This is a genomic window from Cohnella algarum (assembly GCF_016937515.1).
In the GTDB taxonomy this organism is placed as follows: Bacteria; Bacillota; Bacilli; order Paenibacillales; family Paenibacillaceae; genus Cohnella; species Cohnella algarum.
Map to the genome: position 1 here is coordinate 1 of NZ_JAFHKM010000001.1, position 15,113 is coordinate 15,113.

Annotated in this window: 14 protein-coding genes and 10 pseudogenes; 1 reads left to right on the plus strand and 23 read right to left on the minus strand. The window is 60.0% G+C overall.

The window, feature by feature from the left end; genetic code table 11:
- On the plus strand, positions 1-384 hold a 384-nt coding region (locus JW799_RS00005; protein WP_205428161.1), incomplete at its 5' end, for a transposase.
- 14 nt (positions 385-398) lie between these two features.
- On the opposite strand, the gene JW799_RS00010 is transcribed toward JW799_RS00005, so the two are convergent.
- The 23 genes and pseudogenes from JW799_RS00010 to spoIIIAE all read right to left on the minus strand — a co-directional run bounded on the left by JW799_RS00010 (position 399) and on the right by spoIIIAE (position 15,028).
- On the minus strand, positions 399-572 hold the full coding sequence (locus tag JW799_RS00010; protein WP_205428162.1) for a hypothetical protein: 174 nt from the start codon (positions 570-572) through the stop codon (positions 399-401).
- A gap of 269 nt (positions 573-841) precedes the next feature.
- Entirely contained in the window at positions 842-1,132 is a 291-nt protein-coding gene (locus tag JW799_RS28080) for a hypothetical protein (protein ID WP_240353089.1), read from the minus strand.
- Positions 1,126-1,494: an SAM-dependent methyltransferase gene (locus tag JW799_RS28085; RefSeq protein ID WP_240353090.1), complete on the minus strand. Its 369-nt coding sequence runs from the start codon at positions 1,492-1,494 to the stop codon at positions 1,126-1,128. The genes JW799_RS28080 and JW799_RS28085 overlap by 7 nt, the downstream gene beginning before the upstream one ends.
- Positions 1,495-1,505: 11 nt before the next feature.
- Positions 1,506-1,751: a S4 domain-containing protein gene (locus tag JW799_RS28090; protein ID WP_240353091.1), complete on the minus strand. Its 246-nt coding sequence runs from the start codon at positions 1,749-1,751 to the stop codon at positions 1,506-1,508.
- Positions 1,751-3,629: pseudogene (gene dxs / locus JW799_RS00020) on the minus strand (1-deoxy-D-xylulose-5-phosphate synthase). The gene JW799_RS28090 and the pseudogene dxs overlap by 1 nt, the downstream one beginning before the upstream one ends.
- Positions 3,630-4,187: 558 nt before the next feature.
- Positions 4,188-5,097, minus strand: a pseudogene (locus JW799_RS00025) (polyprenyl synthetase family protein).
- 82 nt (positions 5,098-5,179) lie between these two features.
- Positions 5,180-5,413 carry an exodeoxyribonuclease VII small subunit gene (xseB, locus tag JW799_RS29865; protein ID WP_420830592.1) on the minus strand — a complete coding sequence of 78 codons (234 nt, stop codon included), beginning with the start codon at positions 5,411-5,413 and terminating at the stop codon, positions 5,180-5,182.
- A pseudogene (gene xseA / locus JW799_RS00035) lies at positions 5,403-6,760 on the minus strand (exodeoxyribonuclease VII large subunit). Before xseA ends, xseB begins: the two are co-directional and overlap by 11 nt.
- 81 nt (positions 6,761-6,841) lie before the next feature.
- Positions 6,842-7,114, minus strand: coding sequence for a hypothetical protein (locus JW799_RS30385; protein WP_476695924.1), 273 nt, complete (start codon positions 7,112-7,114; stop codon positions 6,842-6,844).
- A pseudogene (locus JW799_RS00040) lies at positions 7,111-7,748 on the minus strand (bifunctional 5,10-methylenetetrahydrofolate dehydrogenase/5,10-methenyltetrahydrofolate cyclohydrolase). Before JW799_RS00040 ends, JW799_RS30385 begins: the two are co-directional and overlap by 4 nt.
- Positions 7,737-8,157 (minus strand): annotated as a pseudogene (nusB, locus tag JW799_RS00045) (transcription antitermination factor NusB); the annotation flags it as partial. The pseudogenes JW799_RS00040 and nusB, both read right to left, overlap by 12 nt.
- On the minus strand, positions 8,154-8,516 hold the full coding sequence (locus JW799_RS29870; protein WP_420830593.1) for a DUF2273 domain-containing protein: 363 nt from the start codon (positions 8,514-8,516) through the stop codon (positions 8,154-8,156). The pseudogene nusB and the gene JW799_RS29870, both read right to left, overlap by 4 nt.
- Before the next feature lie 25 nt (positions 8,517-8,541).
- Positions 8,542-9,103, minus strand: a pseudogene (amaP, locus tag JW799_RS29875) (alkaline shock response membrane anchor protein AmaP).
- A gap of 141 nt (positions 9,104-9,244) precedes the next feature.
- Positions 9,245-9,652, minus strand: a complete 408-nt coding sequence (locus JW799_RS00060; protein ID WP_080838365.1) for an Asp23/Gls24 family envelope stress response protein — start codon at positions 9,650-9,652, stop codon at positions 9,245-9,247.
- Positions 9,653-9,800: 148 nt separating this feature from the next.
- Positions 9,801-11,160 (minus strand): annotated as a pseudogene (gene accC / locus JW799_RS00065) (acetyl-CoA carboxylase biotin carboxylase subunit).
- Positions 11,161-11,213: 53 nt separating this feature from the next.
- A pseudogene (accB, locus tag JW799_RS00070) lies at positions 11,214-11,703 on the minus strand (acetyl-CoA carboxylase biotin carboxyl carrier protein).
- Between the two features lie 141 nt (positions 11,704-11,844).
- The gene (locus tag JW799_RS00075; protein WP_205428166.1) at positions 11,845-12,159 is read right to left on the minus strand and encodes a SpoIIIAH-like family protein; all 315 of its coding nucleotides are present in this window, start codon (positions 12,157-12,159) and stop codon (positions 11,845-11,847) included.
- A gap of 57 nt (positions 12,160-12,216) precedes the next feature.
- Positions 12,217-12,423, minus strand: coding sequence for a hypothetical protein (locus JW799_RS00080; RefSeq protein ID WP_205428163.1), 207 nt, complete (start codon positions 12,421-12,423; stop codon positions 12,217-12,219).
- 52 nt (positions 12,424-12,475) lie between these two features.
- Positions 12,476-12,573: pseudogene (locus JW799_RS28100) on the minus strand (SpoIIIAH-like family protein); the annotation flags it as partial.
- A 75-nt stretch (positions 12,574-12,648) separates the two neighbouring features.
- Positions 12,649-13,308 carry a stage III sporulation protein AG gene (locus JW799_RS00085; protein WP_338026178.1) on the minus strand — a complete coding sequence of 220 codons (660 nt, stop codon included), beginning with the start codon at positions 13,306-13,308 and terminating at the stop codon, positions 12,649-12,651.
- Between the two features lie 11 nt (positions 13,309-13,319).
- Positions 13,320-13,553, minus strand: a complete 234-nt coding sequence (locus JW799_RS00090; RefSeq protein WP_205428164.1) for a hypothetical protein — start codon at positions 13,551-13,553, stop codon at positions 13,320-13,322.
- A 68-nt stretch (positions 13,554-13,621) separates the two neighbouring features.
- Positions 13,622-14,047, minus strand: a complete 426-nt coding sequence (gene spoIIIAF / locus JW799_RS00095; RefSeq protein WP_205428165.1) for a stage III sporulation protein AF — start codon at positions 14,045-14,047, stop codon at positions 13,622-13,624.
- A 19-nt stretch (positions 14,048-14,066) separates the two neighbouring features.
- Positions 14,067-15,028 (minus strand): annotated as a pseudogene (spoIIIAE, locus tag JW799_RS00100) (stage III sporulation protein AE).
- Positions 15,029-15,113 lie beyond the last annotated feature (85 nt).

Sequence of the window (15,113 nt, forward strand, 5' to 3'; positions counted from 1 at the left end):
GCTCGATTCGGCTATTATCCCAAAGCGGTGCTGGCCGATCAGATTTACCGCACGCGGACAACTTGCGCTTCTGCAAGGAGAAGGATTCGACTGAGCGGACCGCAATTGGGGCGTCCGTCATCCGCCGATCAACAGGAGCAAAAGAAAATCGCCAAAGCGGATGCAGCCGCGCGCAATGCGGTGGAGGGCAAGTTCGGTGAAGGCAAGCGCAGCTATGGGCTTGGCCGTATTCGAGCGCACCTTCAGACGACCAGCGAGACCGTAATCGGGCTGCAACTGCTGGTGATGAACCTCGAAAAGAGACTCCGGGTTCTCTTTTTGCCCGTTTTGCAATGGCTATTGTCGAGGCTCGCAGTTCGTTGCTCGTGTCACCGTAAAATGTGACCCGTTCGCAAGCCCTAAATAGTATTGTTGATCCTTTTTGGCCAAATAATCGAAATAAGGCGCGTAGGCTGCGAAGGAAAGTCGTCGACGGTCACGCGAAGCGGAATGCGATGCTTGCCGGACAACACCTCGTAACCGTGCTCTTCCAGCAGCGTTACCCGCATCGGCCGGTTCCACTTCTCCCGCATGCGCGAGCTTCCGAAGCCTGGCGCTGGGCGGCTCTAACAGCACAAATGCAGCCGCCTCGCCAGCCACCAGACCAGCAGCCCCGCAACCGTCAAAAACAACAGCAATCGCCGAACCGCTCCACGATCGCTCCCCTCCGCATCGAACGTCGGCGTTATCGATTGTCGAGTTCCTGGAGGTTCGCCGCATCTAATCGTAGTTCGCGCCGCAAGCCCTGAATTCCTTTTTTCCGCGAAGGAACGCAAAAACGGAGCATGCCCGCGAGAACCGGTTATTCGATCCGGCCGTTCTTCGGCAGCTCCGGACAGATGTTCCCTTGCTTATTTCGTGCTAAGATCAACTTTGCGGTGAAAAGCGTTCGAGGCCTCGTCCACGACCGAGCGAACGAGCGACGGAACGGAATCCGGAGAACTTTCGTCTCTAACGTTTCCGAAGCGTTCGCTTCAAGCCGCCAATAGGCCAAAAATTCGATGTTGCCTTCGCCCCCGGTAATCGGGGAATAGGTCAGCCCTTGCAGCCGAAATCCAAGCTTCTCCGCGTGAGCCAGCACTTCGATCAGCACCGATTCGTGAACGCCCGGATCCCGACGACGCCGGATTTGCCTACTTGCTCGCGGCCTGCCTCGAATTGGGGCTTGATGAGCGCGACCGTCCCGCCGCCGGACTGAAGCAGCTCGGCCAGCGTCGGCAAAATCAGCTTCAGCGAGATGAACGAAACGTCGATCGTCGCAAATGCCGGCGCCGGCCGTCCAACTGGTCCGCGGTCATATGACGGAATTCGTCCGTTCCATGACCCGGACCCGCTCGTCCTGGCGCAGCGACCAGTCCAGTTGGTTGTACCGACATCCACCGCGTAGACGAATGCCGCGCCGTTCTGAAGCGCGCAATCGGTAAACCCTCCGGTGGAGGCGCCGATGTCGAGCATAACCGCATCCTTCAAATCGAGCCCGAAAAATCGGATCGCTTTCTCGAGCTTGAGCCCCCGCGGCTGACATACGGATGGGGCGCTCCTTTGACGACGATGGCGGCGTCGCGCGGCACCTTCGTCCCCGCCTTGTCGACGCGCTCCGTGCCGACTTGAACGAGCCCCGCCATAATCGCCGCCTTCGCCTTTTCGCGACTTTCGAAATAGCCTAACTCCACAAGCAAAACGTCGAGCCGTTCCTTGACGGGTACGTTCATCACGTCGCTCTCTGGCGCTTGCGGACGACGCGCTTGCGCAGCTCCTGCGCGACGTTTTCGGGCGTCAGCCCGACTTCGGCCCGCTGTTCCTTGATCGTCGCGTGCTCGATGAAACGGTCGGGAACGCCGAGCATGCCCACCGAGATGTGCTGCTGGCCCGCCAATGCGTAAAACTCGAGAATGGCGCCGCCAGTCCCCTTGCTCCGATCCTCTTCGAGCACGAGCAGCGGGATGTTTTCCTTGGCCAAGGAGAGCAGCATCTCCTCGTCAGCGGTTTGACGAAGCGGGCGTTCACGACCCGGGCCTGAATGCCTTCGCGCTTCAGCAGTTCCGCGGCTTCTTCCGCGACTTGAACCATCGGCCGATCGCGATGATGGCGGCGTAATCCCCGTCGCGAACCGTTTCCCAGCTGCCGATCGGGATCGGCCGAAGCTCGGATCCATCGGGACGCCAAGTCCGTTGATCCTCGGATAACGGACGGCGATCGGGCCGTCCTCGTATTCGACCGCGGTCTTGAGCATGTGCCGCAGCTCATTCTCGTCCTTCGGCATCATGATGACCATATTCGGAATATGCCGCAAGAATGCGATATCGTACACGCCTTGGTGCGTCTCCCCGTCTGCGCCGACAAAGCCGGCCCGGTCGATCGCGAACACCACGTTCAGTTTCTGGCGGCAAATATCGTGCACTACCTGGTCATAGGCGCGCTGCAGGAACGTCGAATAGACGGCGAATACCGGCTTCATGCCTTCCAGCGCCATGGCTGCGGCCATCGTGGCGGCATGTTGCTCCGCGATGCCGACGTCGAACATCCGGTTCGGGAAGCGTTCCGCGAAACCGAGCAGTCCGGAACCTCCCGGCATGGCCGGGGTAATCGCCAAGATGCGGTCGTCCCGCTCCGCGAGTTCGATCAGCGTTTTGCCGAAGACGTCTGTATAAACGGGAGGTCCGACCGACTTGACGACTTGTCCGGATTCGATCTGTACGGCGTGATGCCGTGCCATTTGAACGAATCCGCTTCCGCGGGCGAATATCCTTTGCCCTTGATCGTGAGGATGTGAATGAGAACCGGACCGTTCACCTTCTCGGCTTGATGAAACGCCTCGACCAGCTTCTCGATATCGTGGCCGTCGACCGGCCCGAAATATTTGAGCCCGAATTCCTCGACAGCATCCCGGGACAACCAAATATTTCAGGCTGTCCTTGAGCCGTTCGGCCGTCTTGGCCAGCTTGCCGCCGATGGCGGGAATTTTGCGGACGAGCGTTTCGAATTCGTCCTTCGCTTTGCGATAGGTTTTGTCGGAACGAACCTTGCCCAAGTAGTTGTGCAGAGCGCCTACGTTCGGCGCGATCGACATCTCGTTGTCGTTCAGGACGACGATCAGATTGCGCTTCTCGTGACCGATATGGTTCATCGCTTCGAGCGCCATGCCCCGGTCAGCGCGCCGTCCCCGATCACGGCGATCACTTTGTTGCTTTCGCCCTTCAAGTCGCGCGCAAGAGCCATGCCGGCCGCGGCCGACAGCGAAGTGCTGCTGTGCCCGGCTTCCCATACGTCATGCTCGCTTTCGGAACGCTTGACGAAGCCGCACAGGCCGTCCTTCTGGCGCAGCGTGCCGAAGCGGTCTTTGCGGCCGGTTAAATTTTATGAACGTAGGCCTGATGGCCGACGTCGAAAATGAATTTGTCCCGCGGGCTGTCGTACAAATAATGGAGCGCGAGCGTCAATTCGACGACGCCCAAATTCGGCGCGAGATGCCCGCCGGTCGCGGATAAATTTTCGATTAAAAACTGGCGGATTTCTTGCGCCAACTGAGGCAGCTCGGCTAAGGAAAGCTGCTTAAGATCAGATGGGCTGTCGATACGGTCGAGCAGCAATGGAGTTCCCCGCTTTCCCGGATAAGTCCGTGTACGTTACAAAATTTGATATCATTATAACACATGCGGCAGACAAATGCCCAATACGGGGCCAAGCTTGGCAGATCTTGACGAAATGCGGACGCAAGCCCCGCGACGGTCCGCTGCGGTTATGGTATCCCATTCCATACGTTTAACCGTGAAAATCGTTCCGGGATTTTGCTGCAAGGCGAAGTGTTTATTTGTACGGGTTGAATACTTCGGTTCGGAAACTTTAATTCAAGATTGGCGCGAGGATCCGGCCCGGTTTCTAGTTCGCAAGTTGGGGTGGAAGTTTGTGTATCCTCAAAGGTTCGAAAGGGTTCCGGGTGAATTCGGCGTGAGTTCGGCGATTGCACGCAAAAACGATCACCTGCCGTTTTCCGCCCCCGACTGGCGTTAGCCGTCAAAGGCAAGGATCCTCATCCATGGGCGCTCGGCACGGCCAAAAAAAAGACCGCCCCGGCGCGTCGACAACGTCGACATCCGCTCGCCGGGCAGTCCGGATAAAGCGCAAATTCTTTTAAACCGGTGCAACGGCTAGTGATCCCGATTCATGATGGAGCGCGCGATGCCGGCCAGCAATTCCGGCTTGGCAAAACCCGCGGCCATTACCGCCTCGATCGCCTCTTCCGTAAGACGGGACACGCGCTCCCGGCTCGCGTCCAGCCCAAGCAGAAACGGGTACGTCACTTTGCCTTGGCGCTCATCGCTTTTCAGCGGTTTGCCCAGTTTCCCCTCGTCGCCGATCACGTCCAAAATATCGTCCTGAATTTGGAAGGCGAGGCCGATATTGCGGCCGAACAGCTCGAGCGCCGCCAGCTTGTCGGCTTCCGCTTCGGCCGCGTGCCCCCCGCCCGCAACGAAACGCGATCAGGTCGCTTGTCTTGTGCAAATGGATCGACTCGAGCTCCTCGAGCGAGGTGATTCCCTGCTCTCCCAGCATATCGCTCGCTTGGCCGCCGACCATGCCCGAAAGTCCCGCAAACCGGGCCAGCTCCGAAACGACGGCGAGCGCCCGGTCTGCCGGAACGCCCAAAGAAGCCGCCTGCGAAGCGACGAAGAAGGCGTGCGTCAGCAACCCGTCGCCGGCGAGAATCGCCATCGCCTCTCCGAACACTTTGTGGTTGGTCGGACGTCCGCGGCGAAAATCGTCGTTATCCATCGCCGGCAAGTCGTCGTGAATGAGCGAGTAGGTGTGGATCATTTCGACGGCGACGGCAAACGGCATCGCCCTGGCGTGGATCCCCTCGTCGCCGCCGACGCTTTCCGCCGACGCCAAAACCAATATCGGCCGCAGGCGCTTGCCCCCGGCTTCCAGCGAGTAAACGGCCGCGTCCCTCAGCGGGGCCGGAATGCGCCATTCGGCCGGTATCGCTTCGCGAAGCCGTTCTTCGACGCGTTCTCGCAAAGCCTTGATATACGCTTCGATGTTGCCAGATACCGTCACTTCCGCTACTCTCCTTTATCCGCTTCGGCCTCGCCCTGCAAAGGCGCGAACGGCTTGCGCTGAAATCCGGTTTCGTCCTCCATCAGCATTTCGATCCTTTTTTCCACTTGTTCGAGCTTCTGCCGCAAAGCCTGGACAATGCGATTCCCTGCTGATAAAGCTCGATGGCGGTTTCCAGCGGGACGTCCGAATGCTCGAGGCGGGCCACGATTTCCTCCAGCTTCTCCATCGCTTCCTCGAAGGAAATAGCCTGCGCGGCATCCGCGCTCGCCGCCGTTTCCGCGCCTGCCGTTTCCCGTTCCGGTTTAAGGCTCATTCCCGACTCCCTCCTCCTGCAATCCCCATACTTGGCAATCCAGCGTTCCGTCGCCAAGCGGACTTTGACCCGGTCTCCCGGCTGAACTTCCTCTATCGAACGAATGATAGCTTCTTCCTGTTCGTCATAGACGAGACTGTAGCCTCTGCCCATAATTTTGAGCGGGCTGAGCGCGTCAAGCTGGCGAACGAGCGCGCCGAAGCCGCTTTGCCGTTCGCGCAGCACGCTTCGCATCGACTGCGACAGCCTGGCCGCAGCCGCATCGGCCCGCTTGCGCGCGAACGACGCTTGCGCCCGCGGGCTTGCGGCCGACAACCGGCCCGCCAGCCGCGCAAGCCGCTCTTGCGACCGGGCGAATCGCCCCTCGGCGCGGAACTGCAGCCGATCCCGCAGCCGGTCGAGCCGTTCGGCCTGCGAGAGCAACGCCCGCTTCGGCTGCAAAAAATACGGCGACTTGGCCGCGCGCTGCCAGCGTTCCCGCGAATGGACAAGCTTAAAGCGCAGCGATTTGTCCATTCGCCGCCGCAGCGACTCGATCGTCTGGCGCAGCTCCGCCGCGTGCGGAACCGCGAGCTCCGCGGCCGCGGTCGGCGTCGGCGCGCGCAAATCGGCGACGAAGTCGGCGATCGTGAAATCCGTTTCGTGGCCGACCGCCGAAATGACGGGAATGGCCGACGCGCGAATGGCTCGGGCGACGATTTCCTCGTTGAACGCCCAAAGCTCTTCGAGCGATCCGCCCCCGCGGCCCACGATCAGGACGTCGCCTCGCCGAGACGATTCATCGCCTCGATCGCCTGCACGATCGAGGCCGCCGCCGCCTTCCCTGGACCGATGCCGGATAGAGAAGCACCGGGACGGACGCGAACCGCCTTTGCAGGGTAATGATAATATCCCGCACCGCCGCCCCCGTCGGCGACGTAATAACGCCGATCGCTTTCGGGTATCGGGGAATCGGCCGCTTGACCGCCTCGGAAAACAAGCCTTCCTCGCCAAGCTTCCGCTTCAACTGCTCGAAAGCGAGATAAAGGCTGCCGACGCCGTCCGGCTGCATCGCCGTAACGTAAAACTGGTACTGGCCGTCCCGCTCGAAGACGGACACCCGCCTCTCGCCAGCACCTTCATGCGTCCTTCGGCCGGAAGGGCAGCCGCTGATTGTACGAGCCGAACATGATGCTTTTCAGTCTGCCGCTTTCGTCCTTGAGCGTAAAGTACATATGTCCGCTCGAATGATGGGTGAATTCGAGATTTCCCCCCGGATCCATATATCTGAAGCTTGGCGTCTCCTTCCAGCTTCAGCTTGATGTACCGGTTCACATCGCGGATGCTCAGCACGCGCGAAGGCTCCAAACGCGCCGCCTCCTCTCCTTGGCTTCGAACGCGACCGTTTGCGTCTGTATTTCGTTTACTTGGCTTTGCCCAATGCCGCTTTCAGCGTATTTTCATCAGCATCGTAATCGTCATCGGCCCGACGCCTCCCGGAACCGGCGTAATCCAGCCCGCAACTTCGGAAGCTTCGGCAAAATCCACGTCGCCGCACAGCTTGCCGTCAGGCAGCCGGTTGACGCCGACGTCGATCACGACGGCTCCGGGCTTGATCCAGTCGCCTTTGACCAGCTTCGGAACGCCGACCGCCGCCACGACGATATCGGCTTGGCGGGAAACTTCCGCCAGATTCGGCGTGCGCGAATGGCAAATCGTCACCGTCGCATGCTCCCGAAGCAGCAGGAGCGAAACCGGCTTGCCCACGATGTTGCTGCGTCGATGACGACCGCATGCTTGCCGGCGGGAGAGTTGCCCGTCCGCTTCAGCAGCTCGATAACGCCCGCCGGCGTGCAAGGCAGCAAGGCGTCGTCTCCGATGACCATATTGCCGACGCTGACCGGATGAAAGCCGTCCACGTCCTTTTCGACCGCGATCGCGTCGATGACCGCCTTCTCCTCGATATGCTTCGGCAGCGGCAGCTGCACGAGAATGCCGTGCACGCTGTCTTGGGCGTTCAACCGGCCGATCAGCTCCAGCAATTCCGCTTGCGAGGTCTCCGCGGAAAGGCGGTGCACCTCGGAATAAAAGCCGAGATCTTCGCAAGCTTTCGCCTTATTGCGAACGTAACCTGGGACGCCGGATCTTCCCCGACCAGAATGACGGCAAGCCCCGGTTGAATGCCCGAACTTTTCAGCTTTGCGACTTCGTCTTTGATTTCCGCCCGGATTTGGTCGGAAATTTTTTGCCTTCGATCAGCTTTGCGCTCATTGCGGTTCCTCCTCGCCATTCGTTTCGAATTCGGGCTTCGGATCTTTTGCGGATTCCGGCTTTCCGCCCCCGTCTCGCGCAGCATGCGTCCGAGCACGCCGTTGACGAATTTGCCGGATTCGTCCGTGCCGAAGCGCTTCGCCAGCTCGATCGCTTCGTTTACGACAACCTTCGGAGGCACTTCCTTCCGGTGGGCGAGCTCGAAAGCCGCAAGCCGCAAAATCTGGCGGTCCACCGCGACAGGCGATCCACCTGCCATCGGTCAAATACCGGGCCAGCGAGCGGTCGATTTCTTCCCGGTGGGCCGTAACGCCCTTTACCAGCTCGCGGGTAAACCCGTCGACCGCGCCGACGTCTTCGACGTTCGCGCCGATTTCGTTTTCTTCGCGCGCTTCCGTCAGAACGGTCTCCACCGCGGCCTGCGCGTCCACGCCGTTCATTTCCATCTGGTACAGGCTCTGCACCGCAATTTCCCTTGCCAATCTGCGCTTCATGAATCCTCCCGCTTCGACAACTTGTTTTTTGGGCCAACCGAAATAGCATTCAGAAAAAACGACGAGCCGTCCCGCCCGATCCCGAAACGGGATGGCGGCGCGAGGCGCCGCTTCGGGCAAGAAGGCTTCACGGCTTGCGAATCAGCGCGGCCACGGCCACCGATCGGACATCCAGGAGACCAGCCGGTCCCACGGCAGCAGAGGGCCCGCTTCTTGTCTTTGTTATATCCGATTCCATATCCCAAACCGACAAGCAATATACAAAACAGCATATCCCAAAATCCGCTAATTAAATAGATGACCGCGCAAAAAAGTCCGCCAAAATGCCAAGCGCCCGTCCTCCGTAGGCTTCCAGCCATTCTTTCCACATGGGCGGCCGTCCCCCTATTCCACTCGGCTTTTATACGTGGTCGGCGACTGCGTCACGTTGGCGATAAAGACGGAAACCTCGGAAACGGGAATTCCGGTCGTCTGCTCCAAATGTTCGGATACGGCTTTTTGCATTTCTTCGGATATCGAAGGAATGGAGTTTTCCCCGTCGACGAAAGCGCGGATCATGATTTGCAGGCCGGATTCGGAAGCGCGGACCCGCGCGCGCAAATCCTTGACGCCCGGGAACGGGATGCGGCCTTGAGCGCCAAATTCTCGATCGTCTCGACCGAAATGCGAATATCTCCGTGCTCGGTGCGCTGAGTGATCGACTCGGACGAGCCGCCGGTGCGCCGAAACGAAACGACGAACAGCCGGAAGCTGATCAAAAACAGCACGACGCCGACCGCGATGACCGATGCCTGAACCGCCCGTAGCCTCCCGCGGCCTCCTCGACGAACTGCTTCAGCCATTCCGTATCGAAGCCGCCCAGCGCGACGACGACGGCGATTACGGAAGCGGCGCCCACCGCCAGCGTGTATAAAAATAACAGCAGCCTGTCCAGCATTCTAATCAACGACAGTCTCCTCCAGTCTCGACGCGCGTATGCCCCGCCTTACGAAAAGGCGCCGAAGCTCGGCCTCCCCCTGGGTTCGGCCGCTACGGCGCCGTCATCCGCATTCCGGTAATCGCTTACCTCAGGGAATCCCGGGGGGCGCTATCGGACACGCGCATGCGAATCGTCTTCTTCCGGTTTCTCCGGAGTTTTGAAATGAACGTCGTGAATATGTACATTCACTTCCACCACGTTCAGCCCCGTCATCGTTTCGATCGAACGCTTGACGTTGCGCTGAATTTCAGCCGCGATTTCGGGAATGCGCCTGCCATATTCGACGACGATATTGACGTCGACCGCCGCTTCGCGCTGGCCGACTTCGACTTTCACGCCTTTGGACAAATTTTTGCGTCCGAGAAGTTCCGCAATTCCGGAGGAGATACCGCCGCTCATTCCGGCAACGCCTTCCACTTCGACCGTCGCGAGACCGGCGATCACCTCGATGACTTCCGGCGCGATTTGAATGGTACCCATTTCCGTGCGTTCGTAATCGGTCACCAATGTTTCCATCGTGAATCCACCTCCTTCAAAATGGTACGGCTCTTCGCCCAAGCATCGGCTGTCAGAGGCGCCGGCAGCCTCGGCATGGCGGCTGGGCCGTCATGCCGGATTGGGCCATGCACCTCTTTATTATTCATACTATAGCATTGCGCGTTGATTATGACAAACCGGGATCATAGATATCGTGTTCTTCGAGAAACTTGATATCGAACGTGCCTTTTTGGAACAGGGGATGATCCAGCAGCTTCAGATGAAAAGGGATCGTCGTTTTGACCCCTTCCACGAAAAACTCCGCGAGGGCCCTCCGTCCGCGAGCGATCGCTTCGCCGCGCGTCGGCGCCCAGACGATCAGCTTCGCGATCATCGAATCGTAATGCGGCGAGATCGTGTAGTGGGTGTAAGCGCCGCTGTCCACGCGCACGCCGGGACCGCCGGGCGGCAAATAAAAGCCGACGCGCCCCGGAGACGGCATGAAATTGCGTTCCGGATCTTCCGCATTGATCCGGAATTCGAACGCCCAACCGTCCCATTTGACGTCTTCCTGCGCAAAGGAAAGAGGCGCTCCTTCGCGACCGAGATCATTTCCTTGATCAGGTCGACGCCCGTGATCATTTCGGTGACGGGGTGTTCGACCTGGATGCGGGTATTCATTTCATAAAATAAAATTGGCCGTCGGGACCCAGCAAAAACTCGATCGTGCCCGCGCCGCAATAGTCGACGGCTTTGGCCGCCCGTACGGCGGCTTGCCCCATCCGTTCGCGGAGGGCCGGCGTCATGACCGGGCACGGCGCTTCCTCGACGAGCTTCTGGCGCCGGCGCTGCACCGAGCAGTCCCGTTCGCCGAGGTGAACGACGTTGCCGTGCTTGTCGGCGATGACCTGAATTTCGACGTGCTTCATGCCGGTCAAATATTTCTCGATATAGACGCCGGAATTGCCGAACGCCTTCTGGGCTTCCTGCTGGGCGGTCGTAATCTCGCGAACGAGCATTTCTTCGTCGTCCGCAAGGCGAATGCCGCGCCCGCCGCCACCGGCCGTCGCCTTGATGATGACCGGATACCCGATCTCGCGCGCTACCCGGACGGCTTCGTCCAGATCCTCGACCAGGCCGTCGGAACCCGGGATGACCGGAACGTCGGCCTCCTTCATCGTCTGCTTCGCCACGGACTTGTCGCCCATCCGACTGATCGCTTCGGCGGAAGGGCCGATGAACGTGATGTTGCAGCTTTCGCAAATATCCGCGAAGTCGGCGTTCTCCGACAGGAAGCCGTAGCCCGGATGAATCGCGTCGCATTCCGTCAGCGTAGCCACGCTCATAATGTTGGTCAAGTTCAAATAGCTGTCTTTGGAGGCCGTCGGACCGATGCAGTACGCTTCGTCGGCCAAGCGGACGTGCAGCGATTCGCGGTCGGCTTCGGAATAGACCGCGACGGTCGAAATTCCGAGCTCCCGGCACGCCCGGATAATGCGGACGGCAATCTCGCCGCGGTTGGCCACCAAAATTTTATGGATTTTCAAAACAGGAGATCCCCTTCGTTGATACCAGTTGACGCTCGAAAGCCGGAAATCCTTTATTCCGGTCTGACGAGGAACAGCGGTTGGCCGTACTCGACCAATTGTCCGTTCTCTACAGAATCTCGACGATCTCGCCTTTCACTTCCGCTTCCAGCGGATTCATCAGCTTCATCGCTTCCAAAATGCAAACGACCGTCTTCTCGGTCACCTTGTCGCCGGCATTGACGAAGCTCGGGGCATCGGGAGAAGGAGCCCGATAGAACGTTCCCACCATCGGGAAACGATCTTGTGCAGGCCTTCGCGTTCGGAAGACTCGCTCTTGGGCGCTTCCGGGGAAGCCGCCGCTTGGGCGGGCGCCGCGGCCGGCGCGGATGCCGCCGCGGGCAAGTATGTATGTGCCGCCGGAGCCGTTTGCACGTTGACGACTTCGGTCCGGCCCGGTTTGCGAATGGCGAGCCTTGCCCCTTCGTTTTCGATTTCCAGCTCTTGAACGGACGTTTGATCCACCAATTTGATCAGTTCTTTGATTTCGCTAAGTTTAAACATTGTCTCGGACACTCCTTGGTTCGGGGTTCCTTTGCAGGCCATGCTTGTTCGTTCCCATAACGAAGTTATTATATCACATTCGACTGAAATGGAAAGAGTCCGGCCTTATGGCCGAACTCTTTGCCGCAGCGCGCCGTTCGTTCAAGGAATGTATTGCACGGTCAGCCTGTCGGGCGAAACCTCCAGCTCCTTCATGGCAAGCTCGACGATGGTTACGGCTTCGTCCTTCTCCAGCTTGTCGGCCTGAACAACCACCTTGTAGTTGCTTTCTTCCTCTTCCACGACGACGTTGCCGTAGGTGGCGACCAACTTTTCCTCCAGGGAAGTCATCCGCTCTTCGATCGCGTCGAGCCGGCTCAGCTCCTCCATCGCGGACTGGGCTTCCTCGGGCGTCGTGTTTTTGCTGTCGGCGATAATCGCGTTCAGCCGTTCCTGCTCTGCGAGTAATTTTCCAATCTTTCAAGCGCGATCCGATCGATATATTCCCTGCCGCCAAATTGTTGTTCATTCCGTTCAGCACGGCTTCGTCTCCGGACGCCCGTTTCGGGTTCCGCCGCCGACTCTTCGCCGCGCTTCCCGCTTCCGGCGACGGCTGCTCCCGGAAGCCGGATCGCCGGATTCGGAAGGCTCTTCGCGCCCGTTTGCGAATCGGGAGAGGCGACGGGGAGGCCCCGGCTTCGGTTTCATCGCCGTATGCTCCGTCGACTGCGTGATTTCCACGCCGCTTCGGGATCCGCCTGGGCATACCCGCGGCCTGGTCGGCCGTCTGTCCGGCCGGATTGACGTCCTCCGTAAACAGGTAGTATGCCGACAGAATGACATCAAACTGAGCATCGACACCAGCCAAATCGTTTGCCTTTTGTTGTTCAATGGCTCTCCTTGCCTCCTTGGATTTTGGGCTTTTTTTGAACCGCCCCGGATGGGCTGCGTTATTCGATTGTGCGTTTATTTCGTCTCCTTATTGCTTGCGCGGAACGACCGATATCCGGTGGATCGGGACGTCCAGTCCCCGGAAACCGCTTCGGCGATCAGCTTGTGCACGGTGGCGTTTTCCCCGCCTTTGGCTACGATCAGCACGCCCGGACGCGAGGCTTGATTTTTCTTGACCACGATCGGCGTCTGGCTGCCCGACACTTCGTACAGGACGACCTGGCCGTCCCTCGTCACGTCGGTAATGTGCCGCTTGGCCCCGTTGCGGTCGGACTCTTCGGTAATCGTCGACGTATCCCGTTCGTTCTGCTGAACGACCGTCTCCTCCGTCGATTCCACGGTAACCATCACGTCCGCCGTCCCGACGCCGACCATGTTTTCGAGCATCTCCTTCAGCCGGGTTTCCAGCGTCGTTTCGATTTCGACGAACGGATCGTCGACCCGGGCCGCTCCCGCGGTCATCGTCTGCTGCTCGGGCGAATCGTTGTCGCCCAGCGGAGCGTAATCTTTGTCGCCCGACGGATCGATCGTCTTCACGTTGAGGAGATTGGCGACGAGAATGAGGGCGGCTCCGATGAGCCCAATCAGCACGAGCCAGCGGAACGCCTTGACCCGGCGCGGTCCTCCCGGTCCTCCTCCGATGAACGTTTCCAACTGCTGCAGCCATTTTGCCATGGAACACCCCCTTATCCCGAATTTCCGCCGCCGGCCTCCGTCACGACCGCGATGCGGTCGGCCGAAACCCCCCACCGCGCGGCGAGCTGCGCGGCAATCTTTTGCCTCGTCCGGCTGTCGGCCTCCGATTCGCCCTCAAGCCGTTCCGGGGAAGCTTGTTCCGGTTCGACGCCCGCTCCGTTTTCGGCGAAGACGGGCAACTCGTCCGTCCCGATCCGGACGTCGACGGGCGCTACCGGCTCCACTTCCGCAATGCCTCTGCCCGGCGACGATGCCGGGCCGGCAGGCTCGGCGGGGGCGGCGAGAACGAGCGTTATCCCCGCAACCCGCTGCCTTCCGGCGTCGTTTCGACGTCCACCTCCACCCGGCGGACGTCCACCCCTTGTTCCCGTTCCACTTCGCGCTCGATCTCCCCGGCAAGCCGATCCGTCGCGAGCGTTGCCGCCCGCTCCGCCCACACCGCCTGCAGCCGCTCGCCGTCTTCCCGGATGCGGGCCAGCTCGTCCGCCGACGACTCCGGCGAGCGGCTTGCCGATTCGATCCCCATCGCCAGCCGTTCCCCGAAATCGCCGCGTATCCATTGCAGGAGCGGCGTCACCATCGTCAGCAGAATGAACAATCCCGCGACGAGCCGGACATAGCGCTGCATCACCCGGTTCGGCAACAGAAGGTCGGCGAGCGAAGCGAGCAGCACGACGGCGATGATTTGCTGAAGCCACTTGGCCAGCGCGTCGATCATGCGTTCACCTCCCGCGTCGTCAGCGCAGCATCACCGAAGCGTTGCCCGCCGTCAAAATAATCGTCACGGCAAGGAAGAACATCAGCCCGACCGAAGCCAGCGCGGCAAAGACGTAAATGAGCGTTTTCCCGATCGTTTGCAGGCAGCCCGCGATCGGCGAGTCCCCGAGCGGCTGCAAAACGGCTGCCGACAAGTTGTAAATCAGCGCCAGCGTCAAAATCTTGATCGCCGGGAACGCGCACAGAAAGAGCAAAATGATGACTCCCGTAAGTCCGACCGTTTTTGACGAGCAGGCTGGCCGACAAAACGGTATCCCCGCGTCGGAAAACATTCTGCCGACGACGGGCACGAAATTTCCCGTGACGAACTTGGTCGTCTTGAGCACGATCCCGTCCGCCACCGCCCCGGTCGCCCCCTGAACCGAAAGAACGCCGAGAAACAACGTGAGCAGGATGCCCAGCATGCTGACGCTGACGCTGCGAAGCAAATTGGCGAGCTGCGTCACCTTGTACCGGTCCGACACGGCGCTGGCCAAATGCAGGACGGCGGAAAAGAACAGCAGCGGAAAGACGACCAGGTGAATGAGCGTGCCGATCGAGTGAATCATGAACACGATCAGCGGATGCATGACCGCGACGGTCGTGACCCCTCCCGAACCGGCAAGCAGCGTCAGCAGCAGCGGGACCATCGCCAGCATGAACTGCACCATGCCGCTGATCGCTTCCTCCGCGTAGGCCGTGGCGCTGCGGAAGCTGTTGACGGCGATGATGAGGAGCACGATGTACGCGATCGAATAGGCGACCCGGCTGACCGCGTTCCGCTCGAACGCGTTTTGCATCGTTCCAGGATCATCGCGAACACGGCGAGCAGCACGATCGTCACGACGAGCTTGCCGCTGTACAGCAGCTCGTGAAGGAAGTACCGCGCGAGTCCTCCGAGCGCCTGGGAAACACTCCAGGGCTTCCCTTCCGGAAACATCATTTGACTGAGTTCCGGTATTTGTCCTTCCGGAAAGTAGCCGCCGTATTCGCGCCCCAGCTTGTTCCAAAATTGCTCGATCTGGCTC